Genomic DNA, 24,518 nt, shown 5'->3' on the forward strand with positions numbered 1-24,518 from the left:
CGCTCCATGATTCGGCTCACCGCTGAACGCACCCCGGCTGGCACCAGTTACCTGGCGACCGGCCAAGGCCAGCCCGTGGTTTTGATCCACGGCGTGGGCCTGAACAAAGAAATGTGGGGCGGCCAGGTCGTTGGCCTGGCCACGAAGTACCGTGTGATTGCCTACGACATGCTGGGTCATGGCGCCAGCCCGCGCCCGGAAAGCGGCACGCCCCTGCTCGGCTATGCCGACCAGTTGCTTGAACTGCTCGACCACCTGCAACTGCCTCAGGCGACGGTGATCGGCTTTTCCATGGGCGGGCTGGTGGCACGGGCTTTTGCCTTGCATTACCCGCAACGCCTGCAAGGCCTGGTGGTGCTCAACAGCGTGTTCAATCGCAGCCCCGAACAGCGTGCCGGCGTTATCGCCCGCACTGCTCAAGCCGCCGAGCACGGACCGGACGCCAACGCCGAAGCCGCCCTGTCGCGCTGGTTCAGCCGTGAGTATCAGGCGGCCAACCCGGCGCAGATTGCGGCCTTGCGCCAAACCCTGGCAGACAATGACCCGCAGGGATACCTGACCACCTATGAGCTGTTTGCGACCCAGGACATGTACCGCGCTGACGATCTGGGCTGCATCCAAGTGCCGACGCTGATCGCCACCGGTGAACTGGACCCGGGCTCCACACCGGAAATGGCCGAGCAATTGGCCGCACGCATTCCCGGCGCGACAGTTGCCGTGCTCGCCGAGCAGCGGCATATGATGCCCGTAGAATCACCGCGCCTGGTCAACCAGCTGCTGCTGGAGTTTCTCGACACGGTGCACTCCCGACAAAATCAAATAAAGGGGATCGTTGCATGACACTCGCACGCTTCCAGATGTGCATCGGCGGTGAATGGGTCGATGCCCTCTCCGGCAAGACTTTTGAAAGTTTGAACCCCGCCCTGGCTCAAGCCTGGGCTGAATTACCCGATGCCGACGAAGCCGATGTCGAGCGCGCCGTGCAGGCTGCGCAGACGGCTTTCGACAGCCCGGCCTGGCGCGGTCTGACCGCCACCGCTCGCGGCAAACTGTTGCGCCGCCTCGGTGACCTGATCGCTGAAAACAAGGAGCATCTTGCGCAGCTGGAAAGCCGCGACAACGGCAAGCTGATTCGCGAAACCCGTGGTCAGGTCAGCTACTTGCCGGAGTTCTTCCACTACACCGCAGGCCTGGCGGACAAACTCGAAGGCGGCACCCTGCCCCTCGACAAGCCGGACCTGTTTGCCTACACCGTGCACGAAGCCATGGGCGTGGTCGCCGCGATCATTCCCTGGAACAGCCCGCTGTACCTGACCGCGATCAAACTTGCCCCGGCCCTGGCGGCGGGCAACACCATCGTGATCAAACCGTCGGAGCACGCCTCCGCCACCATTCTCGAACTGGCCCGTCTGGCGCTGGAAGCCGGCATCCCGCCGGGCGTGGTCAACGTCGTTACCGGCTACGGCCCAAGCACCGGCGCCGCCCTCACCCGCCATCCGCTGGTGCGCAAAATCGCCTTCACCGGCGGTGCTGCCACTGCCCGGCATGTGGTGCGTAGCAGCGCTGAAAACTTCGCCAAGTTGTCGCTGGAACTGGGCGGCAAATCACCCAACATTATCTTTGCCGATGCCGACCTCGACAGCGCGATCAACGGTGCGATTGCCGGGATCTATGCAGCATCAGGCCAGAGCTGCGTTTCCGGCTCGCGGTTGTTGGTGCAGGACGAAATCTACGATGAGTTCGTCGATCGTCTGGTCGAACGTGCCAAGCGCATCCGCATCGGTAACCCGCAGGAAGACAGCAGCGAAATGGGCCCCATGGCCACCGCACAGCAACTGGCTGTGGTCGAAGGCCTGGTCGCCGATGCCATCGCCGAAGGTGCGCGCCTGCGCCTGGGCGGCAAGCGTCCGCAAAATCTGGGCGATGGCTGGTTCTACGAGCCGACCCTGTTCGAATGCGACCGCAACTCCATGAAGATCATGCAGGAAGAAGTCTTCGGTCCGGTGGCCTCGGTCATCCGTTTCAAAGATGAAGCCGAAGCCCTGGCGATTGCCAACGACTCGCAGTTCGGCCTCGCCGCCGGTATCTGGACTCGTGATTTGGGCCGTGCCCATCGCCTGGCCCGGGACGTGCGCTCGGGGATTATCTGGGTCAATACCTACCGAGCCGTCTCGGCTATGGCGCCGATCGGCGGCTTCAAGAACAGCGGCTATGGACGCGAGAGCGGCATCGATTCGGTGCTGGCCTATACCGAACTGAAAACGGTGTGGATCAACCTCTCTCAGGCACCCATGCCTGACCCCTTCGTGATGCGCTAGGAGACCGCCGACATGATCGAACCCGGCATTTACAAAGACGTCATGAGCTCGTTCCCATCCGGGGTCACGGTGGTCACCACCCTGGACCCGGACGGTGGCATCGTCGGCATCACCGCCAGCGCCTTCAGTGCGCTGTCGATTGATCCGGCACTGGTGCTGTTCTGCCCCAACTACGCCTCGGACACGTACCCGATCCTGCGTGACAGCAAGCAGTTCGCGATTCACCTGCTATCGGCCGACCAGACTGCCGAAGCGTATGCGTTTGCGGGCAAAGGCAAGGACAAGGCCAAAGGCATCGACTGGCACCTCAGCGAGCTGGGCAACCCGCTGTTGCGCAAAGCCACGGCGATCATCGAGTGCGAACTGTGGCGTGAATACGACGGCGGCGATCACGCGATCATTGTCGGCGCGGTGAAGAACCTGATTCTGCCCGAGCAACCGGTCACGCCGATGATCTATCACAAAGGCAAGCTGGGCCCGCTGCCCACCCTGGCCTGATGTTTATCTTCAGGGCGCAGGTCCATGTGGGAGCGAGCCTGCTCGCGATGACGGCAGCACATTCAACATCAATGTGAGTGACACACCGCTATCGCGAGCAGGCTCACTCCCACATAGAGCGCCTCGACTTTCTTGGGAGCCGGCATGAACCCAGCAACCTCGCAACTGTTCCGCCAGCAAGCCTACATCGACGGCCAATGGCTGGATGCGCCCGATGGCGCCTGTCAGGACATTTTCAACCCGGCCACCGGCGAAAAGATCGGCCAAGTGCCGAACCTTGGCGCCGCAGAAGCTCGTCAAGCCATCGCCGCCGCCAACAAAGCCTGGCCGACCTGGCGTGCTCTGACCGCCAAGGAACGCAGCCAGACGCTGAAACGCTGGCACGCGCTGATGATTGAAAATGCCGATGCGCTGGCAGAAATCCTCACCCTCGAACAAGGCAAGCCACTGGCCGAAGCCAAGGGCGAAATCCTCTACGCGGCGAGTTTCATCGAGTGGTTCGCCGAAGAAGCCAAGCGCATCTACGGCGACACCATTCCCAGCCACAAAGGCGATGCACGCATTGTGGTCAGCAAGGAACCGATCGGCGTGGTTGCGGCCATCACCCCGTGGAATTTTCCGGCGGCGATGATCACCCGCAAGGCCGGCCCGGCGCTGGCGGCCGGTTGCCCGTGCATCGTCAAACCGGCACCGGAAACCCCGTTTTCGGCGCTGGCCATGGCCGCGTTGGCGGAACAGGCCGGGATTCCACCGGGCATTTTCAATGTGATCACCGGCGACGCCGTGGCCATCGGTGGCGAGCTGACCGCCAGCCCGCTGGTGCGCAAACTGTCGTTCACCGGTTCCACCGCCATAGGCAAGTTGCTGATGGCGCAGTGCGCACCAACGCTGAAAAAAGTCTCACTGGAACTGGGAGGCAACGCGCCCTTCATCGTGTTCGACGATGCTGATCTGGAGCGTGCCGTAGAAGGTGCGCTGATCGCCAAGTTTCGCAATGCCGGGCAAACCTGTGTCTGTGCCAATCGCTTCCTGGTGCAGAGCGGCATTCATGATGCTTTTGCCACGCGACTGGCCGAGCGCGTGGCGCAACTGAACGTCGGCAGTGGCTTCGAGGCAGGTGTCACTCAAGGTCCGCTGATTAACGAACGCGCGGTGGCCAAAGTCGAAGACCACGTTCAGGACGCCCTCTTCCAAGGCGCCCGACTGCTTTGCGGCGGCGAACGCCATGCGCTGGGACACGGCTTCTTCCAGCCAACCGTGCTGGCCGGCGTGACCGGTGACATGAAAGTCGCTCAAGAAGAAACCTTCGGCCCGCTGGCTGCCGTGTTCCGCTTCGACACCGAAGCCGAAGCTGTGCAGTTGGCCAACGACACCGAGTTCGGCCTTGCGGCTTACTGCTACACCCGCGATCTGGGGCGCGCCTGGCGCATGAGTGAAGCGCTGGAATACGGCATGGTCGGGATCAACGAAGGGCTGATTTCCACTGAAGTCGCGCCCTTTGGCGGGATCAAATCCTCGGGTCTCGGTCGTGAAGGATCCAAGTACGGCATCGAAGATTATCTGGAGCTCAAGTACACCTTGATGGGCGGGCTTGACGATTTTGGGAGCACACCGCGATGAGCAATGAAAAGTACGAAAAAGGCCTGAAAATCCGCACCCAGGTGCTGGGCGAAGCCTACGTGAACCGCTCCATCGAAAACGCCGACGACTTCACCCGGCCTCTTCAGGAGATGGTCACCGAGTACTGCTGGGGCCACGTCTGGGGCCGTGAGGGCTTGTCGCTTAAAGAACGCAGCATGATAAACTTGGCAATGATTTCGGCCCTCAACCGGCCTCACGAACTCAAGCTGCATGTACGCGGTGCCTTGCGTAACGGGCTGAGTCGTGAACAAATACGCGAAATTTTGCTTCAAGTCGGTATTTATTGCGGTGTCCCCGCTGCCGTAGACAGTTTCCGGCTCGCCCGTGAAGCCTTCGCCGAAGCCGAAGCCGATGCCGATGCCGAGGCCTCCAGTTAACCCTTGGCTGTTTTTGATGACCTGAGCACGATGATCCTGGATCGAAGTGCTCTTTTTGCATGGACAGCCACACTCAGAGCGGACCCCATGAAACGCCTGCCACTCGACGACAGCTTCAAGGTCAATCGCAACCCCGTTACCCTGCGCGAAATCGTGCTGGATAAGCTGCGAAGCGCCATCATGAATTTCCAGCTTTTGCCGGGAGATCGTCTGGTCGAACGCGATCTGTGCGATCGCCTGGGCGTCAGCCGCACGTCCGTACGCGAAGCCTTGCGTCACCTGGAATCCGAAGGCCTGGTGGAATTCGCCGACGCCAAAGGGCCCAGTGTCGCGATCATTACCCTGGCCGATGCCGTCGATATCTACGAACTGCGTTGTGTGCTCGAAGGCCTGATCGTCCAGTTGTTCACCCTGCGTGCCAAGGCCAAGGACATCAAGGCCCTGGAAAAAGCCCTCGAGGAAAACCGCAAGGCCCTCAAGGAAGGTGAACTGCAACAGGTGATCGATTCGGTTCAGGGTTTCTACGACGTCCTGCTCGAAGGCTCCGGCAATCATGTGGCGGCCACGCAGTTGCGTCAGTTGCAGGCACGGATCAGCTACCTGCGGGCGACGTCGGTGTCCCAGGAAAATCGCCGTGGCGCGAGCAATCAGGAAATGGAACGCATGGTCGAAGCGATCAAGAGCGGCGACCCTCTGGCCGCCCACCAGGCTTGCGTCGACCACGTCCGCGCCGCCGCAACCGTTGCACTCGATTACCTCAAGCGCAAACAGGAAGAGACCGGAAAAATCCCCGAGATCACCCTGCCCATCGCGCTCAAAGAACCTCGCATAGGTCGCTAACCATGTTCAGCCCGAGCTTTTGTCCAAAGTGCGGTGGCGGTGACCTCGGTCACCAGCTGCCACCGGGCGATACGCACGAGCGCCTGATGTGCCGCGGCTGCGGCTATATCCATTACGTCAATCCGAAAATCATCGCCGGCTGCATCATCGAGCAAGACGGCAAGTACCTGCTGTGCCAACGCGCGATCCCGCCGCGTCCCGGTACCTGGACGCTGCCGGCGGGTTTCATGGAAGGCGGCGAGACCACCGAGCAGGCGGCGCTGCGCGAAGTCTGGGAAGAGAGCGGCGTGCGCGCGGAAATTCTCTCGCCCTACTCGATCTTCAGCGTGCCGAAGATCAGCGAGGTGTACATCATCTTCCGCGCCATCGCGCTGGAGATCACCGGCCAATACGGCCCGGAAACCCTGGACTACAAATTCTTCGCGCCCGAGGACATTCCTTGGGACAGCATCTATTACCCGGCGATCCGGCAGATCCTCGAACGCTATATCGAGGAACGCCAGGCCGGGGTTTACGGCATCTACATCGGCAATGACGATACCGGCAAGATCCACTTCATCCGCTGACATCTCCTAGGGCGCCACGCCCTCGACAATGATCACCTCGGCCCGGGCCACGCCCGCGCGGTGCCGTTTCGCCTCTTGATATTGCTCACTGTGATAACAGGCCAGCGCCTGCTCGTAAGAATCGAACTCGATGACCACGCTGCGTTGTGGGGTCGGCCGACCTTCCATCGCTTCGCTGCGCCCGCCGCGTGCCAACAGCTTCCCGCCATATAAAGCGAACGCCGCCGGGGCGCGTTGGGTGTATTGGCTGTATTGATCGGGGTCGGTGACATCCACGTGAGCAATCCAGTACGCCTTCATAGTGACCTCTTGGTTCAGTTTGTATTATGGTATACCAATAAATATACCCACCCAACACTGAGAGTTCCAGCATGGCCTTCAACAGCATCGAAGAAATCATCGAAGATTACCGACAGGGCAAGATGGTGCTTCTGGTCGATGACGAGGACCGGGAAAACGAAGGCGATCTGCTGCTCGCCGCCGACCGTTGCACCGCCGAGGCCATCAGCTTCATGGCCCGCGAAGCCCGGGGCCTGATCTGCCTGACACTGACCGACGCGCACTGCCAGCGCCTCGGTCTGGAGCAGATGGTGCCGAGCAATGGCAGTGTGTTCAGCACCGCGTTCACTGTATCCATCGAGGCCGCCGTGGGCGTGACCACCGGTATTTCCGCCGCCGATCGGGCGCGTACCGTTAGCGCCGCCGTCGCTGCCAATGCAGGTCCCACGGACATTGTGCAGCCCGGCCATATCTTCCCGCTTCGCGCCAAGGAAGGCGGCGTGCTGACCCGCGCCGGCCACACCGAAGCCGGTTGCGACCTCGCGCGCCTGGCCGGCTTCACTCCCGCCTCGGTGATCGTCGAGGTAATGAACGACGACGGCACCATGGCCCGCCGCCCTGACCTGGAAGTCTTCGCGCGCAAGCACGGAATCAAGATCGGCACCATCGCCGACCTGATCCACTATCGCCTGAGCACCGAGCACACCGTGGTGCGCATCGGTGAACGCGAATTGCCCACGGTGCACGGGACGTTCCGGCTGATCACCTTTGAGGATCGCATTGAAGGTGGCGTCCACATGGCGATGGTCATGGGGGACATTCGTCGGGAAGAACCGACCTTGGTGCGGGTGCACGTGATCGACCCGCTGCGGGACCTGGTGGGCGCCGAATACAACGGCCCGTCCAACTGGACATTGTGGGCGGCGCTGCAACGAATCGCTGAAGAAGGCTGCGGCGTGGTGGTCGTACTGGCCAATCATGAGTCATCGCAAGCGCTGCTGGAACGCGTGCCCCAACTCACACAGCCGCCACGGCAATTCAACCGATCGCAATCGCGCATCTATTCTGAAGTAGGGACCGGTGCGCAGATTCTGCAGGATCTGGGCGTGGGCAAGTTGCGTCATCTCGGCCCACCGCTGAAATACGCAGGCTTGACCGGTTACGACCTGGAAGTGGTCGAGAGCATCCCGTTCACCGGATGAATCTGGAGCTTTCGGAGGGCTTTTGTGGCGAGGGAGCTTGCTCCCGTTGGAGCTGCGCAGCAGTCCTATTTTTTGGGGCCGCTTCGCAGCCCAGCGGGAGCAGGCTCCCTCGCCACAGGGCAAGCCCTCCACCACAAAAAACCGCTTTTTGGCTGATAGCCGGTAAGGCAAAGTGCTTGCACAAAGTTTGGAATACCATAATATGATATTCCATAGACCGGACGATCATAATCGACCAGATGGACCTACTGCTCCCGATAGGCGGGCATCAACAGCCCGCTCACAAACACAACAAATGAGGGCGTAAAAATGGTGTTGAACAAAGGTGTAACCGCAATGCTTTTTGCGGGTTTGTTGAGCATGACCAGTCAGGCGCTGATGGCGGCTGAAAGCGTCAACTTCGTCAGCTGGGGCGGCAGCACCCAGGATGCACAGAAGCAGGCCTGGGCCGATCCGTTCAGCAAGGCCAGCGGCATCACCGTGGTCCAGGATGGTCCTACCGACTACGGCAAACTCAAAGCCATGGTCGAAAGCGGCAACGTGCAATGGGACGTGGTCGACGTCGAAGCTGATTTCGCCCTGCGCGCGGCGGCTGAAGGCTTGCTCGAACCCCTCGATTTTTCGGTGATCCAGCGCGACAAAATCGACCCGCGTTTCGTCTCTGACCATGGCGTCGGCTCGTTCTACTTCTCCTTCGTCCTCGGTTACAACGAAGGCAAGCTCGGTGCCGGCAAACCTCAGGATTGGTCCGCGCTGTTCGACACCAAGACCTATCCCGGCAAACGCGCCCTCTACAAATGGCCAAGCCCCGGCGTACTCGAACTGGCTTTGCTGGCCGACGGCGTTGCCGCCGACAAGCTGTATCCGCTGGACCTGGATCGCGCCTTCAAGAAACTCGACACCATCAAGAAAGACATCGTCTGGTGGGGCGGCGGCGCGCAGTCCCAGCAGTTGCTGGCCTCGGGTGAAGCGAGCCTGGGGCAGTTCTGGAACGGCCGCATCTACGCCCTGCAACAGGATGGCGCGCCGGTGGGCGTGAGCTGGAAACAGAACCTGGTCATGGCCGACATTCTGGTCATCCCAAAAGGCTCGAAAAACAAGGCCGCAGCCATGAAGTTTTTGGCCCATGCCAGCAGCGCCAAAGGACAAGCTGACTTCTCCAACCTGACCGCCTATGCGCCGGTCAACGTCGACAGCGTAGCGCGCCTGGATAAGGTGCTCGCCCCCAACCTGCCGACTGCCTACGCAAAGGATCAAATCACTCTTGATTTCGCGTACTGGGCCAAAAACGGTCCGGCCATCGCGACACGGTGGAACGAATGGCTGGTCAAATGAAAATGACGGCAACAGCGTCCCGTCAACCTACTCCGACCGGGAGCGCAGCTGGCGCTACCGGGACGGTTTCCGGCAAGGCGGCTGTGATGAACCAATCCCCTTCCCTGGCACAGCGCTGGCGCGGTTCAAGCAACCTGATCCCCGCCCTGCTGTTTCTCGGCCTGTTCTTTCTGGCGCCGCTGATTGGTCTGCTGCTGCGGGGCGTACTGGAGCCGGTTCCGGGCCTGGGTAACTACGAACAACTGTTCGCCAACTCGGCTTACGCCCGGGTCTTGCTCAACACCTTCTCGGTGGCCGGGCTGGTGACCCTGTTCAGCCTTCTGTTGGGCTTTCCTCTGGCCTGGGCGATCACGCTGGTGCCTCGTGGCTGGGGCCGCTGGGTCCTCAACATTGTGCTGCTGTCGATGTGGACCAGCCTGCTGGCGCGGACCTACTCCTGGCTGGTGCTGTTGCAGGCGTCCGGTGTAATCAACAAAGCGCTGATGGCCATGGGCATCATCGATCAACCACTGGAAATGGTGCACAACCTGACCGGCGTGGTGATCGGCATGAGTTACATCATGATCCCGTTCATCGTGCTGCCGTTGCAGGCAACCATGCAGGCCATCGACCCGATGATTCTGCAGGCCGGTTCGATTTGCGGCGCCAGCCCCTGGACCAACTTCTTCCGGGTGTTCCTGCCGCTGTGCCGGCCAGGGCTGTTCTCCGGTGGCTTGATGGTGTTCGTGATGTCCCTCGGTTACTACGTGACCCCGGCGCTGCTGGGCGGCGCGCAGAACATGATGCTGCCCGAATTCATCATTCAGCAGGTGCAGTCGTTCCTCAATTGGGGACTGGCCAGCGCCGGCGCAGCCTTGCTGATCGTGATCACGCTGGTGTTGTTCTACTTCTACCTGAAGCTCCAGCCGGAATCCCCGGTTGGTGCCAGCAACGCGAGGTAAACCGTCATGCTCCTGACCCCCAATGCCATGAGCCGGCGCATGCGTTTCGGCCTGTATTTCACGACTGGTTTGATCGCACTGTTCCTGCTGTTGCCGATCGTGTTCATCGTGCTGCTGTCCTTCGGCTCCTCCCAGTGGCTGGTGTTTCCACCGCCGGGCTGGACGCTGAAATGGTACGGCCAGTTCTTCTCCAATCCCGATTGGATGAACGCCGCCATGGCCAGCCTCAAGGTAGCGGTGCTGACCACGATCTGCGCTGTCGCCCTGGGTTTGCCAACTGCTTTTGCCTTGGTGCGCGGGCGCTTTCCGGGACGGGAAATGCTCTACGGTCTGTTCACCCTGCCGATGATCGTGCCGCTGGTGATCATCGCCGTGGCGGTGTACGCGCTGTTTCTCAAACTCGGCTACACCGGGACGATGTTCGCTTTCGTGGTCAGCCACGTCATCGTGGCGTTGCCGTTCACCATCATCTCGATCATCAACTCGCTGAAGCTGTTCGATCAGTCGATCGAGGATGCCGCGGTGATCTGCGGCGCTTCGCGACTGCAAGCGGTGTTCAAGGTGACCTTTCCGGCGATTCGTCCGGGCATGGTCGCCGGTGCGCTGTTCGCGTTCCTGGTGTCGTGGGATGAAGTGGTGCTGAGCGTGATGATGGCCAGCCCGACCCTGCAAACCCTTCCCGTGAAAATGTGGACCACCCTGCGCCAGGACCTGACGCCCGTGATCGCCGTCGCTTCGACGCTGCTGATCGGCCTCTCGGTATTGGTCATGGTCATCGCCGCCGCCGTTCGCCGGCGCAATCAAATCAGCGCCTGAGCGCACAGGAGTACGACATGAGTGCCGTCATCAAAGATTCCGCGCAGCAGAACGACAAACCGCTGGTCAGCCTGCGCAACCTGAACAAGTACTACGGCGACTTCGCTGCCGTGGACGACATCTCGCTGGACATCAAGGACGGTGAATTCCTGACCTTCCTCGGCTCCAGCGGTTCTGGCAAAAGCACCACCCTGTCGATGCTCGCCGGGTTCGAAACCCCGAGCAGCGGCGAGATCCAGGTCAATGGCCAATCACTGGTCAACGTACCGCCGCACAAGCGTGACATCGGCATGGTGTTCCAGCGTTATTCGCTGTTCCCACATTTGTCGGTGCGCGAGAACATCGCGTTCCCCCTGGCCATCCGCAAACTGGCCGCCAGCGAGCGTGAGCGCCGGGTCGACGCCATGCTCAAACTGGTACAGCTTGAGCAATTTGCGCATCGCCGCCCTTCACAACTTTCCGGTGGTCAGCAGCAACGGGTGGCGATCGCTCGGGCGCTGGTTTATGAGCCACGCATTCTGTTGATGGACGAACCCCTCGGTGCCTTGGACAAAAAGCTGCGCGAAGACTTGCAAGATGAACTGCGCCAGCTGCATCGGCGTCTGGGCATCACCATCATCTACGTGACCCACGACCAGGAAGAAGCCATGCGTCTGTCTCAGCGCATCGCGATTTTCAGCCACGGCAAGATCGTTGGATTGGGCAGTGGTTTTGACCTTTATCAGAATCCGCCGAATGCTTTCGTTGCTTCGTTTCTGGGCAACTCCAACTTCCTCAAACTCAAGGCTCAGGGTAATGCGGTGGCTTCGTTTGAAGGTCAGCCTCTGTCGATTCGCCTGACCGCAGGGTTGCAGACCGATCAGGATGTTTTGCTGATGGTGCGGCCGGAGAAAGCGTTGGCCTTGAGCGTCGAGCAAGCCGCCCAGGAACCCTTGGCGGCGGGCTGGAATGAAGTGTCGGCCACGGTCGTTGAAGTGCTGTTTCTTGGCGAAAGCCAGACTTGCAGTGTGGTGACCTCGGGCGGCACATCGATGACCGTCAAGGCCCTCTCTGCCGCCGGTATGCCGCTCAAGGCTGGCGACCCGGTGCGAGTGCGCTGGGCGACGGCGGATGCGTGCGTGTACACCGAATGGGCGGAAAGCGATCTGAACAAGGCCGCTGGCGCGCATTAATGCAAAAGCCCACCCCGGTGGGTCCGGATTTGCGTATCACCCTCGGGTCACCACAGCGTCGGGCTGTGGTGACCTTTTTTTTGCCGAGCATTTTGGATCAAAGGAAGCTCACCTAAAATTCCCCGGCGACACTTCGTAAATAACGAATCATTGATAAGGAATAATCGATTTTTCTAAACCCTCATCCTCTCGCTAGCATGGCCCTGTCGGCTCCAGAATACGTCCAGCCAAGGATAACGACATGCAGCCCATAAGCATCGGCGAACCCTGGATGTGGGTCGCCTTCATCGTCTTCGTCGTCGCCATGCTGGCTTTGGATCTGTTTGTCTTCGGCGGGCGCAAGGCGCATCGGGTATCGTCGCGCGAGGCGACATGCTGGGTAATTGCCTGGTGCGCGCTGGCGCTGGTCTTTGCAGGATTGCTGCGCTGGTACTTGAATGACGAGCTCGGTCCCGAAATCGCCCAGCGCAAAATGCTGGAGTTCCTCACCGGTTACCTGATCGAACAGTCGCTGTCGATCGACAACATGTTCGTCTTCGTGATGATTTTCGGCTACTTCGCCGCGCCGCCGGAGTTGCAGCGCCGGATGTTGCTGTACGGTGTGCTCGGGGCAATCGTGATGCGGGGGGCGATGATTTTCGCCGGCGTGTGGCTGGTGTCGCAGTTCGCGTGGTTGCTGTATGTGTTCGGTGTGTTATTGATCATCACCGGGATCAAGATGTTGGCATTCGCGCATCAGCGGCCAGATCTCGAAAAAAACCCTATATTGCGCTGGATACGCGGCCATCTGCGTGTCACTGGTGAGTTTCATGGCGAACGTTTTTTTGTGGTGCAAGACGGTCGACTCTGGGCGACGCCATTGTTTCTGGTACTGGTGCTGATCGAAGCCAGCGACCTGATGTTCGCGATCGACAGCATCCCGGCGATCTTCGCTATCACCACCGATCCGTTCATTGTGTTCACATCGAACATCTTCGCGATCATGGGCCTGCGGGCGCTGTACTTCCTGCTGGCCGACATGGCTGACCGCTTTCACTTACTCAAATACGGCTTGGCGATCGTACTGGTGTTCATCGGCACCAAGATGACGCTGATGCCGTGGTTTCACCTGCCTGTTGAATGGTCGCTGGCGATTGTCGGCGGGGTCATTCTGACTTCGGTGCTGTTGAGCCTTATCATGCCCCCCAAGGAAGATCGAATGCGATCCCTGTAGGGTCAGTCCGTGTATCCCCACCGCGCAGCTCTGCTCTGCCGGGTTTGCCCGCGGGTAGCCAAGCAGTAATACAACGGACACGTCACCACCAGCCCCACCAGCCACGAAAGATCCGCACCCTCGACCAGGTTGGCGTAGGGCCCGACATACAACGAAGTATTGGCAAACGGCAACTGCACAAGGATGCCGATGAAGTACGCAACGATTGCATGCGGATTGAAACGCCCATAAATCCCGCCATCCGCCCGAAAGATCGATGCGATGTCGTAGCTGCCGCGCTTGATCACATAAAAGTCGATCAGGTTGATCGAAGCCCATGGCACCAGTACCAGCAACAGCGCCAGGATCAAGCCGATGAACTGCGTGATGAAATCCGCCGAAGCCCCCAACGCCACCAGGCAGCAGCCCACCAACACCACGCTGGACAACACCACCCGCAGCTTGATGCTCGGCGTCCATTGGCTGGCGAAGGTTTGGATCGAGGTAATAATCGACAGCACCGCGCCATACAGATTCAAGGCGTTGTGGCTGATGATATTGAGCAAAAACAGCACCATCAGAATCGGCCCCAGCCAACCGGTGGACTGTTTCACTGCATCCATCGCTTCAGTGCCTTCCGGCGTCGCCAGTACCGCCACCGCGCCGAAGGTGAACGACAGAATGGTGCCCAGGGTCGCGCCCAGATAAGTGGCCCAGAACGGCTTGGCAAGGCCGATATCCGCCGGCAGGTAACGTGAGTAATCAGAGACATAAGGCGAGAAACTGATCTGCCAGATGACCCCCAGCGACACCGTGGCCAGCCAGCCCGACAGGTTAAAACCGCCGCGACTGTAAAAGTCCGCCGGCAATTCATGGGCGAAGATGTAAAAAAAACCGGTGAGCAAGGCGCTGCCCATGACCCAGGTGCCGATGCGATTGAGGGTATGAATGAAGCGGTAACCGATCACTCCGATCGCAGTAGCACTGAGGGCGCCGATGATGATGCTCGCCGGCACCGGAACCGAAGGCACGATGCCGACAATCGATTTGCCGGCCAGCACGATGTTGGAGATGAAAAAACCGATGTAGATCAGCGCAGCGAAGAACACGATCAGCAGCGCACCATAACGGCCGAACTGACCACGGCTCTGCACCATTTGCGGAATTCCCATGCGCGGACCCTGGGCCGATGCGAGGGCAATCACCAAACCGCCGACCATATGCCCGAGGACAATCGCCAGCAGCCCCCAGAACAGGTCAAGGTGAAATACCTGAACCACCATCGCGCCGGTGACGATCGGCAACGGCGCAATATTGGTGCTGAACCATAGAGTGAACAGATCGCGGGCCTTCCCATGGCGTTCCGCGAGAGGGACGTAATCGACCGTGTGATTCTCGATCAACGGGTCTTGCCGGGACATCTGGGACATGTGCATGAACTCGAGTTTGTCTGATCTTATATTTGTATGAAGCCAAACCGGGGGCGCTCTTTGGCAACCCCGCAGATGCGCACCATATTATGGTATTCCAATATTTTCACAAGACTGATCCGTTGCTTGAAAGGCAAACTGATCCGCTTTTCCAAGGGCTTCCGGCTCTCAACCTTGCGTTAAAAGCCCCGTAAACATTAAGCCTTATCGCCGCAGGACGCGTTTATCGGCAAAGATAAAAAGCCCTTGCAAACTATGTATTACGGTATACCATCAGACCTATAAATTCATAAAAACCATGCCGCAGCGCCCGAGGACCCTCCAATGATCGATGCCGCCATCTACAAACAAGTCATGGGCTCGTTCCCGTCCGGGGTGACGGTGATCACCACGCTGGATGATGAGGGGCAAATTGTCGGCCTCACCGCCAGCGCGTTCAGCTCGCTGTCCATGGACCCGGCCCTGGTGCTGTTCTGCCCCAACTACAGCTCCGATTCCTATCCGGTACTGATCAAGAACAAACGCTTTGCCATTCACGTGCTTTCTGGCGGCCAGCAAAGCGAAGCCTATGCCTTCGCCCGTAAAGGCAAAGACAAAGCTCAAGGAATCGAATGGACGTTGAGCGAGCTGGGCAATCCGATTCTGGCCAACGCCACGGCCGTCATCGAATGTGAGCTATGGCGTGAATATGAAGGTGGCGACCACGCGATCATGGTTGGCGCCGTGAAGAACCTGATAGTGCCGCAGCACACCGCCGGTCCGCTGGTGTACTGCCACGGCAAAATGGGCGCCCTGCCCGTCCTCGCCTGAACCGACAGTCAATAACAAAGATCCGAGGTAAGCGTCATGAAGTTTTCCCTGTTCGTGCACATGGAACGTTGGGACGAAAGTGTCAGCCACCGCCAGTTGTTCGAAGACCTGACCGAACTGACCCTGATGGCCGAAGCCGGTGGTTTCAGCACCGTCTGGATCGGCGAACACCACGCCATGGAATACACCATCTCGCCAAGCCCGATGCCATTGCTGGCCTATCTGGCCGCCAAGACCACCACCATTCACCTTGGCGCCGGCACCATCATCGCGCCGTTCTGGCATCCGTTGCGGGTAGCTGGCGAGTGCGCGTTGCTGGACGTGATCAGTAACGGTCGCATGGAAGTCGGCCTGGCCCGTGGCGCCTACCAGGTGGAATTCGACCGTATGGCCGGCGGCATGCCCGCTTCCTCAGGCGGTCAAGCCCTGCGGGAAATGGTTCCGGTAGTGCGCGCCCTGTGGCAAGGCGACTATGCCCACGACGGTGATATCTGGAAATTCCCCACCTCCACCAGCGTGCCAAAGCCGATCCAGAAGCCCAACCCGCCGATGTGGATTGCCGCCCGCGACCCGGACTCGCACAACTTCGCCGTGGCCAACGGCTGCAACGTGATGGTCACGCCGCTGATGAAGGGCGACGAAGAAGTCCTCGACCTGAAGAACAAGTTCCAGGCCGCCCTCGACAACAACCCGGACGTACCGCGCCCGCAATTGATGGTGCTGCGTCACACCCACGTGCATGCGGCCGATGACCCGGAAGGCTGGAAAGTCGGGGCCAAGGCGATCTCGAAGTTCTACCGCACCTTCGATGCCTGGTTCGGCAACAAGGAAGTGCCGGTCAACGGCTTCCTGGCGCCGAGCCCGGAAGAGAAATTCGCCGCTCGCCCGGAGTTCGAACTCGAAAGCCTGCACAAAACCGCCATGATCGGCACGGCAGAGGAAATCATCCCGCGCATCAAGTACTACCAGGAACTGGGCGTCGATGAGTTCAGCTTCTGGTGCGATAACAGCTTGCCTCACGCCGAGAAGAAAAAATCCCTGGAGCTGTTCATCAAGCAGGTGGTGCCGGCGTTTCGCTAAGCTCGCCCGTCAGGCTTTGCGATAAAACCCAGTAAGCAAAACGCCGGCTCATGCCGGCGTTTTGCTGTCCGCACCAGATCTTAATGGTTGTAGACACGCTAATAGTGTTCGGCCGGTGGTATCCGCTGGAACACGTTTTCTATTTTGTGATGGGCTGGAAACGAAGGCAGCAATCGGCCTGCGTTGAAATGGCATCAGTAATTGAAGTCATGTCCTAACTCATTCTGCATCCACTCCAGAAATCTTCTCACCCGAGGGAAATTTGCATGGGCTCTGGGGAAAACCAGGTGGTGTGCAGTGATTGGGGCGCTCAACTCTTGCGCTACCTCGACTAACGTTCCACACGCTAGATAGTCCTGCGCCAGCAGCGTGCTTTCCAAGGCAAATCCAAGACCGTGGCTGGCTGCCTCCAGCGTCATGTAGGAGCGGTCAAAGCTAAGCGTGTAGGGTTTTTCCGGACGAGACAGCCCATGTTGGGCAAACAGCTGCGGCCACTTTATCAGCGTGGCCTCCGACAGGATCAGATTGCAGTCCAGTAAATCCGCGACCGCCAGGATGGGGCGTTTTTCCAAGAGTTTCGGGGACGCCAGCACGGCAATCTTTTCATTGCGGATCGTCCGTACTTCGTAGCTGGGCCAGTTGGGCATGCCGTGGCGAATGTCCACATCGATCTTGTCGCGACTGAAGTGCAGCGACTCGTAGGAGCACGAGAGGTTGAGCTGGATATCGGGATGACTCTGGCGAAATTGCTCCAGGCGCGGCATCAGCCACAACAGGCCGAAACTGGGCGACGAGTGCAGTCGCAGGCAATCGAGGCTGACATCGCTGGTGGCCCGTTCGGTGGCCACCGCCAGACTGTGCAGAATGCCGGAAACCTCAGTGAGATATTGCTCGCCGACCGGGGTCAATGTCACTCCCCTGGCCGTTCTGATAAACAACTGCCGCCCGATCATTGCCTCGAGTTTGGCCAACTGATGACTGACTGCCGAGGGCGTCAGGTCGAGCAGTTCGGCGGCGCGGGCAACGTTGCCAAAGCGTGCCGTCTGCTCAAAGGCCTGAATGGCTTTCAGTGGTGGAAGGATCGGAGGTGCATCGCCAGGTGAACTCATGATTATTGCTATTCCGCTGCAGGTGGCTTGTGCCGGGCGTTCAGCTATTCAAACATTGGAAGAGTTGGTTGGCGAGTGCTGAATTTTTTTCAGCATCGAGTGACATTCGCGTTATTGCTCAGGGTCAGCGTGGAGAACAAGCTGAGTCATCGGTTCTTCGAGGATCGACCCAATAAAAACAATCAGAGGTACTCTTCCATGCTTCTTCAAGGCAAAGTCGCGATCATCACCGGTGCAGCTTCCGCACGTGGTATCGGCCGCGCTACAGCGACCACCTTCGCGCAACAAGGCGCACGTGTGGTGATCCTCGATCTGGACGAATCCGCCGCACGGGATGCCGCCGCCTCCCTGGGTGAAGGTCATCTCGGCCTCGCCGCCAACGTCGCAGACGAATCCCAAGTGCAGCAGGCTGTCGCGAAAATCATCGAGCACTTCGGTCGCATCGACATCCTCGTCAATAACGCCGGCATCACCCAACCCCTCAAGACTCTGGACATTCGCCCTTCGGATTACGACAAGGTGTTGGACGTCAGCCTGCGCGGAACCTTGCTCATGTCCCAGGCGGTGATTCCGCTCATGCGCCAGCAGTCCGGCGGCAGCATCGTGTGCATGTCGTCGGTTTCCGCTCAACGCGGCGGCGGCATTTTCGGTGGCCCTCATTACAGCGCCGCCAAGGCCGGTGTGCTGGGCCTGGCCAAGGCCATGGCTCGGGAACTGGGGCCGGACAAGGTGCGCGTCAACTCCATCGCCCCCGGCCTGATTCACACCGACATCACCGGCGGCCTGATGCAGGATGAACGCCGCCACGCGATCATCGACGGCATCCCGCTGGGTCGTCTCGGCGAAGCACAGGATGTGGCCAATGCGGCGCTATTCCTGGCCAGCGACCTATCCTCATACCTGACCGGCATCACTCTGGATGTGAACGGCGGCATGCTGATTCACTGAGTACACCTGGGCGGGCCTGCAAGGCCCGTGCGGTTCTGGATCGATGACACAGCCAGGCTTGATTGCCTGGCGGTCAATAAAAACAAGAGATCAGACCATCATGACTACCCTGTCGCTCGAAGCGGTTTCGACCGTGCGCTCCAACGCCTACCGTAAAACCGCGTGGCGCCTGATGCCGTTCCTGATGCTGTGCTACCTATGCGCCTATCTCGATCGCGTCAACGTCGGCTTTGCCAAGCTGCAAATGATGAACGACCTGGCGCTCAGCGAAACGGTCTACGGGCTAGGCGCGGGCATGTTCTTCATCGGCTACTTCCTCTGCGAAGTTCCCAGCAACATCATCCTGCATAAGGTCGGGGCGCGAGTCTGGATCGCGCGCATCATGATCACCTGGGGCATCGTCTCCGCCCTGTTCGCCTTCGTCGAAACCGCGTGGCAATTCTATGTGTTGCGCTTTCTGCTCGGGATTGCCGAAGCCGGCCTGGCACCGGGTCTGCTGTTGTACCTGACCTATTGGTTCCCGTCTTACCGTCGTGCCCGCATGACTGTACTGTGGTTCATCGCGATTCCGTTGTCGGGGATGGTGGGCGGCCCGATCTCTGGTTGGATCATGACTCACTTCGCCGGTGTACACGGCTGGGCCGGGTGGCAGTGGATGTTCGTGCTGGAGGCTGTGCCCACCGTTGTGGTTGGACTGCTGGTGTTGAGCTATCTCAAGGATGGCGTGCATCAAGCCAGCTGGCTCAACGACGACGAAAAAGCGTTGATCACCCGCGAGCTGGCCGAGGATGACCAGAAGAAAGTAACGCATGCCTCTATTGGCGAATTCATCCGCGACCGTCGTCTCTGGTTACTGGCCGCCATCTACTTCTGTGTCGTGATGGGTCAGTACGCAATCACCTTTTGGTTACCTACCCTGGTGCGCAACGCAGGGGTATCCGACCCGATGAAAATCGGACTGCTGACCAGCCTGCCCTACCTCTGTGCAATTGCTGCCATGTTGTATGCCGGACGCAGTGGCGACAAACACCGCGAGCGCCGCTGGCACCTGATTGTTCCGATGATTGCCGGGGCCATCGGCCTGAGCCTCGCGGCCATGATGGGGGGCAATGTGATGCTCTCCATCCTGAGTCTTTGCCTGGCCGCTTCAGGAATCCTGTCCGCGACGTCGATGTTCTGGATGCTGCCCACCACGCTGCTCGGTGGGGTATCCGCTGCCGCCGGCATTGCGGCGGTCAACAGCTTCGCCAACCTCGCCGGCTTCTGCTCGCCCTACCTGATTGGCTGGATAACCACACTGACCGGTTCCAGCGCTATCGGCATGTATCTGATCACTGGCGTACTGCTCGCCGGAGCCACCCTGGTGCTGCGCATTCCCGCCGCCTTGGTCAATCGTTGATTTACGGAGTTTTCACCATGACGACTAATCCTTCATACGTTTCATCCAAGACCCTGGTGGAGCGCGCTCATAACATTCGCCACCACGCGCTGCGAATGGGGAAAGTTCAGGGACAAGGCTACGTCGGCCAGGCCCTCGGTGCCGCCGACCTGTTGGCAGTAACCTACTTCCATGCCCTGAGCTATCGGCCCGAAGATCCTGAATGGGAAGAGCGCGATCGCTTTTACCTGTCGATCGGTCACTACGCCATTGCGTTGTACGCGGCCTTGATCGAAGCCGAAATCATCCCGCTCGACGAGCTGGAAACCTACGGTGCGGACGACAGCCGCCTGCCGATGTCGGGCATGGCCGCCTACACGCCGGGCATGGAAATCACCGGTGGTTCACTGGGTCAGGGTCTTGGCATCGCGGTCGGTGCCTGCCTGGGCCTCAAGCGCAAAGGGTCGCCCTCCTTCGTCTACAACTTGCTGTCGGACGGCGAACTGAATGAAGGCTCAACCTGGGAAGCCGTGATGTCGGCGTCACACTGGAAGCTCGACAACCTGATCGCCATCGTCGACGTCAACAACCAGCAAGCCGACGGTTACTCCAGTGAAATCCTGTCCTTTGAACCCATCGTCGATCGCTGGCAAGCGTTCGGCTGGTTCACCCAGCGCATTGACGGCAATGATCTGGAGGCGCTGGTCAGCGCGTTCGATGCCGCCCGCAATCATCCTGGCACTCAGCCTCGGGTGATCATCTGCGACACCAAAATGGGCAAAGGCGTGCCCTTCCTCGAAACCCGGGAGAAGACCCACTTCATCCGCGTGGAAGAACACGAATGGGATCTGGCACTGAACAATCTTGAAGAAGGAAAAAACCAATGAGCAACGCCGCCAACACTCCGACTTCGGTTGCCGAACCGACCAAGAAACGCCTGACCACCTCAGCGATGATCGCTTCGATTGCCTCGGAAGGCCAAGCCACGAAATCCGCGCCTTTCGGTCATGCGCTCGCGGCGCTGGCAGAACAGCGTTCAGACATCGTCGGCCTGTCCGCCGACCTGTCCAAATACACCGACCTGCATATCTTCGCCAAAGCACATCCCGACCGTTTCTATCAAATGGGCATGGCCGAACAGTTGCTGATGAGTGCGGCCGCGGGTATGGCCCGCGAAGGCTTCGTGCCTTTCGCCACCACCTACGCGGTGTTCGCTTCGCGCCGCGCCTATGACTTCATCTGCATGGCGATTGCCGAAGAAAACCTCAACGTCAAAATCGTTTGTGGGTTGCCCGGCCTTACTACCGGTTACGGCCCAAGCCACCAGGCCACCGATGACCTGGCAATCTTCCGCGCCATGCCTAATCTGATGATCGTCGACCCGTGCGATGCCCTGGAAATTGAACAAGCCGTGCCCGCCATCGCCGCGCATCAGGGGCCGGTGTACATGCGCTTGCTGCGCGGCAATGTACCGCTGGTGCTGGACGAGTACGGCTATAAATTTGAGATCGGCAAGGCCAAGACCCTGCGCACCGGTAACGATGTGCTGATTATCTCCACCGGTCTGATGACCATGCGTGCACTGGAAGCAGCCAAAGAACTGCAAGCGGACGGCGTCGATGTCGCCGTATTGCACGTACCGACGATCAAACCACTGGATGAACAAACCATTCTTGCCGAGGCTAGGAAGTCAGGTCGACTGGTGGTCACCGCAGAAAACAGTTCGATAATTGGCGGTCTCGGTGAGGCCGTTGCCGGAGTGCTGCTGCGCAACGGAGTGACGCCAACCTTCAGGCAGATCGCCTTGCCCGATGCGTTCCTCGATGCCGGGGCGCTGCCGACGCTGCATGATCGTTACGGCATTTCAACTCAAGCCGTTTGTGCGCAAATCAAAGCCTGGCTTTAACGGGCGAGTACAAGGCACCTGGAAGCGGGTGCCATTCAACCTATAGGGCTCAGCAAAACAGCGCATAGGAAGAGCGATGGATAACGGTAGATGAAGAGCTTCTGCGCCTGTGTCTTTACTGACTGGAGGTAATCGCAAACAGATTTTTGCAAAAATAGGCATCTTCTCTTGGGATGACAGTCTGTCGAACTACATCCGCTCCCTGAAGCTGGGGAAAATGATGAAGTACGAATATGTGCCTGAGTTCCAGAGCACGCTCTATGCGCCAAAACCACTTGCCACCCTGGTTGGCGAGCGCTGAAACCTGTTGCGCCTGTCAGGCCCCGGAAGCCTGACGGGCTGTTTTTTTCCTGGAAGACGCTGCATCACGGCGGCCTGAAGTGGCTGCCACACCCTCATCGCGCAGACGATGCAACAACAATTGCGCATTGTCTGCACACGCCATGCCCTCGGGCTTACCCTCGATGCCTTTGATGACCAGCAGAAGTTGCGCTTTGTTCTGGGCCAACCGCTGCTGCAGGACTTCGATTTCCTCAACCTTTTGCTTGAGGCCACTGAGCAACTCTTCGTGCTGCCAACCACTCGCATTCATCGGCATCAATTGCCGAATTTCTTCCAATGAAAAGCCCGCCGCCTGCGCGCCGGTGATGATCTCCAGAACCCACTGGATGTCAGGTGCGTAATCTCGATAACCATTGGCTTTACGCTCGACCGACTTGATCAGGCCGCTCGCTTCGTAGAAGCGAATGCGTGAAGGCGCCAACCCGCTGATTTTCGCCAGTTCGCCTATTCTCATATTCCACCTCAAAAAGTCTATTGACCTTAAAGTTGACTTTAAACCTAAAGTCTTCGGGTGGCCAAGCGGCTCGAGCGCCACGTGTTGCTCAGCCGTCATGGAAATCATGGGGCAGACAGATCCAGAAACACGCGCCCTCTGAACCGCCTATTGGATGGGCTGCACTTTGTTCATTCAGGGCCTTGATCGAAACACGATTCGGTTTAGGCCTTCCTTCATTCAGGAGATGCGAACATGGGGTATGTCACTACGCGAGACGGTGTTGAGATCTTTTACAAAGACTGGGGGCCGCACGATGCCCAGGTAATCTTTTTCCATCATGGATGGCCACTGAGCGCGGACGATTGGGACGCGCAAATGCTCTTTTTCCTGGCCAACGGTTACCGGGTTGTTGCACACGACCGACGTGGTCACGGGCGCTCCAGTCAGGTGTGGGACGGACACGACATGGATCACTATGCTGACGACGTCGCGGCCGTGGTTGATCACCTCGGCGTACAAGGAGCAGTCCATGTCGGCCACTCCACCGGCGGGGGTGAAGTTGTTCATTACATCGCGCGACACGGCGAAGACCGAGTGTCGAAGGCCGCCATCATCAGTGCCGTCCCACCGCTGATGGTCCAGACCCCGAGTAATTCTGGCGGCCTGCCTAAGTCAGTTTTCGACGACTTGCAGGCACAACTGAAGGCCAACCGCGCACAGTTCTACCACGACGTTCCAGCGGGACCTTTTTACGGCTACAACCGGCCAGGTGCAAAATCCTCTGAGGGCATCATCCGGAACTGGTGGCGGCAAGGCATGATGGGCTGTGCAAAGGCACACTATGACGGGATCGTGGCTTTTTCTCAGACCGACTTCACCGAAGATTTGAAGAGCATCAAGATCCCCGTTCTGGTGATGCATGGTGATGATGACCAGATCGTGCCTTATGAAAATTCCGGGGTTCTGTCAGCCAAGCTTCTGCAAAACAGTACGCTGAAAATTTACCCTGGCTTCCCGCATGGAATGCCTACAACCAACGCCGATACGATTAACGCCGATCTGCTCGCTTTCGTTCGGAGCTAAACAATGGAGGGCGGGTAAAAATCCCGCCCTTACCCATTTCAAGGCCACTAGATCGACAGCGATTAAGCAATCGCTACAAACTTTCCATTACTGATATTTTTCAAGAACTGCATCCAGTTTGTCCTCCAATGGGTAGTACAGGTAGTAGCCAACGCTGCTGAACTGATTACCTTTCTGGAGAGACTTGTATGAACGCTAAACGATTTCTGGGCATTGTCAGTACTACGCTTGCTGCCTCCTGCTTGTTAGTCACATTGCCAGCTGCCTACGCCCAGTCAGATCTGCCCGACAGCATCAAGGTTCCTGACGGTTATAAGGTCGCGCTGGAAACCGTGGGCGTAGGCGAAATCACGTATGAGTGTCGCTCCAAAACAAACGCCACCGGCCAGACTGAATGGGCTTTCGTCGGGCCCAAAGCAGTACTAAATGATCGCAGCGGCAAACAGGTCGGCACCTACTTCGGACCGCCTGCCACCTGGCAAGCTAATGACGGGTCTAAAACTACCGGGACCCAACTGGCAGTTGCCCCCTCAGGTACTGGCGACCTCCCTTATCAGTTGGTCAAGGCTACCCCTGCGGAAGGCAATGGCGCGATGAGCGGTGTCAGTTATATCCAGCGGGTGGCCGTAAAAGGCGGCGTAGCGCCCACGACTGAATGCTCCACCGCTGACAAAGGCAAACGTGAGGTAGTGAAATATCAGGCTGACTATATTTTTTGGGCAACCAATTAAGCCAACTACCTGGAACAGGTTGTTATCGCACAAAGTCGTCTACTCTGCTCCGATGGAACTCCAGCCAATGGCTGGGAAATTTCTACCA

At 59.0% G+C, this 24,518-nt stretch carries 25 protein-coding genes and 1 pseudogene; 22 read left to right on the top strand and 4 right to left on the bottom strand.

What is annotated here, in order from left to right; genetic code table 11:
- The first annotated feature begins 6 nt into the window (after positions 1–6).
- The 7 genes from ACQ4OB_RS02875 (at position 7) to ACQ4OB_RS02905 (ending at position 6,240) form a co-directional block, all read left to right on the top strand.
- Complete coding sequence (locus ACQ4OB_RS02875) at positions 7–840, top strand: alpha/beta fold hydrolase (RefSeq protein ID WP_074877281.1); 834 nt, start codon at positions 7–9, stop codon at positions 838–840.
- Positions 837–2,318, top strand: coding sequence for an aldehyde dehydrogenase (locus ACQ4OB_RS02880; RefSeq protein ID WP_102615829.1), 1,482 nt, complete (start codon positions 837–839; stop codon positions 2,316–2,318). Before ACQ4OB_RS02875 ends, ACQ4OB_RS02880 begins: the two co-directional genes overlap by 4 nt.
- Positions 2,319–2,330: 12 nt before the next feature.
- Positions 2,331–2,816 carry a flavin reductase family protein gene (locus ACQ4OB_RS02885; protein ID WP_074877285.1) on the top strand — a complete coding sequence of 162 codons (486 nt, stop codon included), beginning with the start codon at positions 2,331–2,333 and terminating at the stop codon, positions 2,814–2,816.
- A gap of 144 nt (positions 2,817–2,960) precedes the next feature.
- A complete protein-coding gene (locus ACQ4OB_RS02890) occupies positions 2,961–4,436 on the top strand; it encodes an NAD-dependent succinate-semialdehyde dehydrogenase (RefSeq protein WP_074877288.1) in 1,476 nt (491 codons plus the stop codon).
- Positions 4,433–4,834 (top strand): carboxymuconolactone decarboxylase family protein, encoded by a 402-nt coding sequence (locus ACQ4OB_RS02895; protein ID WP_430955090.1) that lies wholly within the window; start codon positions 4,433–4,435, stop codon positions 4,832–4,834. Before ACQ4OB_RS02890 ends, ACQ4OB_RS02895 begins: the two co-directional genes overlap by 4 nt.
- An 87-nt stretch (positions 4,835–4,921) precedes the next feature.
- On the top strand, positions 4,922–5,674 hold the full coding sequence (locus tag ACQ4OB_RS02900) for a GntR family transcriptional regulator (protein WP_074877291.1): 753 nt from the start codon (positions 4,922–4,924) through the stop codon (positions 5,672–5,674).
- Between the two features lie 2 nt (positions 5,675–5,676).
- A complete protein-coding gene (locus ACQ4OB_RS02905; RefSeq protein ID WP_074877293.1) occupies positions 5,677–6,240 on the top strand; it encodes an NUDIX hydrolase in 564 nt (187 codons plus the stop codon).
- 6 nt (positions 6,241–6,246) lie between these two features.
- On the opposite strand, the gene ACQ4OB_RS02910 is transcribed toward ACQ4OB_RS02905, so the two are convergent.
- Positions 6,247–6,540, bottom strand: coding sequence for a DUF1330 domain-containing protein (locus ACQ4OB_RS02910; protein WP_074877294.1), 294 nt, complete (start codon positions 6,538–6,540; stop codon positions 6,247–6,249).
- Positions 6,541–6,611: 71 nt separating this feature from the next.
- Between ACQ4OB_RS02910 and ribBA the strand changes: the two genes are divergently transcribed.
- The 6 genes from ribBA to ACQ4OB_RS02940 all read left to right on the top strand — a co-directional run bounded on the left by ribBA (position 6,612) and on the right by ACQ4OB_RS02940 (position 13,198).
- Positions 6,612–7,721, top strand: coding sequence for a bifunctional 3,4-dihydroxy-2-butanone-4-phosphate synthase/GTP cyclohydrolase II (ribBA, locus tag ACQ4OB_RS02915; protein ID WP_430955091.1), 1,110 nt, complete (start codon positions 6,612–6,614; stop codon positions 7,719–7,721).
- Between the two features lie 309 nt (positions 7,722–8,030).
- A complete protein-coding gene (locus ACQ4OB_RS02920; RefSeq protein WP_074877300.1) occupies positions 8,031–9,056 on the top strand; it encodes an ABC transporter substrate-binding protein in 1,026 nt (341 codons plus the stop codon).
- Complete coding sequence (locus ACQ4OB_RS02925) at positions 9,053–9,997, top strand: ABC transporter permease (RefSeq protein WP_430955187.1); 945 nt, start codon at positions 9,053–9,055, stop codon at positions 9,995–9,997. Before ACQ4OB_RS02920 ends, ACQ4OB_RS02925 begins: the two co-directional genes overlap by 4 nt.
- A 6-nt stretch (positions 9,998–10,003) precedes the next feature.
- The gene (locus ACQ4OB_RS02930) at positions 10,004–10,813 is read left to right on the top strand and encodes an ABC transporter permease (protein ID WP_074877303.1); all 810 of its coding nucleotides are present in this window, start codon (positions 10,004–10,006) and stop codon (positions 10,811–10,813) included.
- A 17-nt stretch (positions 10,814–10,830) separates the two neighbouring features.
- Positions 10,831–11,985, top strand: a complete 1,155-nt coding sequence (locus tag ACQ4OB_RS02935) for an ABC transporter ATP-binding protein (RefSeq protein WP_102615837.1) — start codon at positions 10,831–10,833, stop codon at positions 11,983–11,985.
- 241 nt (positions 11,986–12,226) lie between these two features.
- Complete coding sequence (locus tag ACQ4OB_RS02940; protein ID WP_430955092.1) at positions 12,227–13,198, top strand: TerC family protein; 972 nt, start codon at positions 12,227–12,229, stop codon at positions 13,196–13,198.
- Positions 13,199–13,200: 2 nt separating this feature from the next.
- Here ACQ4OB_RS02940 and ACQ4OB_RS02945 read toward each other — a convergent pair whose 3' ends face one another.
- On the bottom strand, positions 13,201–14,607 hold the full coding sequence (locus tag ACQ4OB_RS02945) for a purine-cytosine permease family protein (RefSeq protein WP_430955093.1): 1,407 nt from the start codon (positions 14,605–14,607) through the stop codon (positions 13,201–13,203).
- A 324-nt stretch (positions 14,608–14,931) separates the two neighbouring features.
- Here ACQ4OB_RS02945 and ACQ4OB_RS02950 point away from each other — a divergent pair, with 324 nt between their 5' ends.
- Both ACQ4OB_RS02950 and ACQ4OB_RS02955 read left to right on the top strand, forming a co-directional pair.
- Positions 14,932–15,417, top strand: a complete 486-nt coding sequence (locus ACQ4OB_RS02950; protein WP_074877311.1) for a flavin reductase family protein — start codon at positions 14,932–14,934, stop codon at positions 15,415–15,417.
- A gap of 36 nt (positions 15,418–15,453) precedes the next feature.
- A complete protein-coding gene (locus ACQ4OB_RS02955; RefSeq protein WP_076030855.1) occupies positions 15,454–16,497 on the top strand; it encodes an LLM class flavin-dependent oxidoreductase in 1,044 nt (347 codons plus the stop codon).
- 194 nt (positions 16,498–16,691) lie between these two features.
- Here the strand turns inward: ACQ4OB_RS02955 and ACQ4OB_RS02960 are convergent, their stop codons facing one another.
- Positions 16,692–17,606, bottom strand: a complete 915-nt coding sequence (locus ACQ4OB_RS02960) for a LysR substrate-binding domain-containing protein (protein WP_074877315.1) — start codon at positions 17,604–17,606, stop codon at positions 16,692–16,694.
- Positions 17,607–17,804: 198 nt separating this feature from the next.
- Between ACQ4OB_RS02960 and ACQ4OB_RS02965 the strand changes: the two genes are divergently transcribed.
- The 5 genes and pseudogenes from ACQ4OB_RS02965 to ACQ4OB_RS02985 all read left to right on the top strand — a co-directional run.
- The gene (locus ACQ4OB_RS02965; RefSeq protein WP_074877317.1) at positions 17,805–18,554 is read left to right on the top strand and encodes an SDR family NAD(P)-dependent oxidoreductase; all 750 of its coding nucleotides are present in this window, start codon (positions 17,805–17,807) and stop codon (positions 18,552–18,554) included.
- Positions 18,555–18,654: 100 nt separating this feature from the next.
- Positions 18,655–19,953 carry an MFS transporter gene (locus ACQ4OB_RS02970; RefSeq protein WP_074877319.1) on the top strand — a complete coding sequence of 433 codons (1,299 nt, stop codon included), beginning with the start codon at positions 18,655–18,657 and terminating at the stop codon, positions 19,951–19,953.
- Positions 19,954–19,970: 17 nt separating this feature from the next.
- On the top strand, positions 19,971–20,819 hold the full coding sequence (locus ACQ4OB_RS02975) for a transketolase (protein WP_430955094.1): 849 nt from the start codon (positions 19,971–19,973) through the stop codon (positions 20,817–20,819).
- On the top strand, positions 20,816–21,838 hold the full coding sequence (locus tag ACQ4OB_RS02980; protein ID WP_074877323.1) for a transketolase family protein: 1,023 nt from the start codon (positions 20,816–20,818) through the stop codon (positions 21,836–21,838). Before ACQ4OB_RS02975 ends, ACQ4OB_RS02980 begins: the two co-directional genes overlap by 4 nt.
- Positions 21,839–22,010: 172 nt before the next feature.
- A pseudogene (locus ACQ4OB_RS02985) lies at positions 22,011–22,139 on the top strand (acetoacetate decarboxylase (ADC)); the annotation flags it as partial.
- A gap of 15 nt (positions 22,140–22,154) precedes the next feature.
- Here ACQ4OB_RS02985 and ACQ4OB_RS02990 read toward each other — a convergent pair.
- The gene (locus ACQ4OB_RS02990; RefSeq protein ID WP_430955188.1) at positions 22,155–22,634 is read right to left on the bottom strand and encodes a MerR family DNA-binding transcriptional regulator; all 480 of its coding nucleotides are present in this window, start codon (positions 22,632–22,634) and stop codon (positions 22,155–22,157) included.
- A 234-nt stretch (positions 22,635–22,868) separates the two neighbouring features.
- On the opposite strand from ACQ4OB_RS02990, the gene ACQ4OB_RS02995 reads away from it, so the two are divergent.
- The gene (locus ACQ4OB_RS02995) at positions 22,869–23,699 is read left to right on the top strand and encodes an alpha/beta fold hydrolase (RefSeq protein ID WP_102615858.1); all 831 of its coding nucleotides are present in this window, start codon (positions 22,869–22,871) and stop codon (positions 23,697–23,699) included.
- A gap of 188 nt (positions 23,700–23,887) precedes the next feature.
- Positions 23,888–24,430, top strand: a complete 543-nt coding sequence (locus tag ACQ4OB_RS03000; protein WP_430955095.1) for a DUF3455 domain-containing protein — start codon at positions 23,888–23,890, stop codon at positions 24,428–24,430.
- Positions 24,431–24,518: the final 88 nt, after the last annotated feature.

The organism is Pseudomonas sp. ES4, from assembly GCF_050586665.1.
GTDB classification, from domain to species: Bacteria; Pseudomonadota; Gammaproteobacteria; order Pseudomonadales; family Pseudomonadaceae; genus Aquipseudomonas; species Aquipseudomonas frederiksbergensis.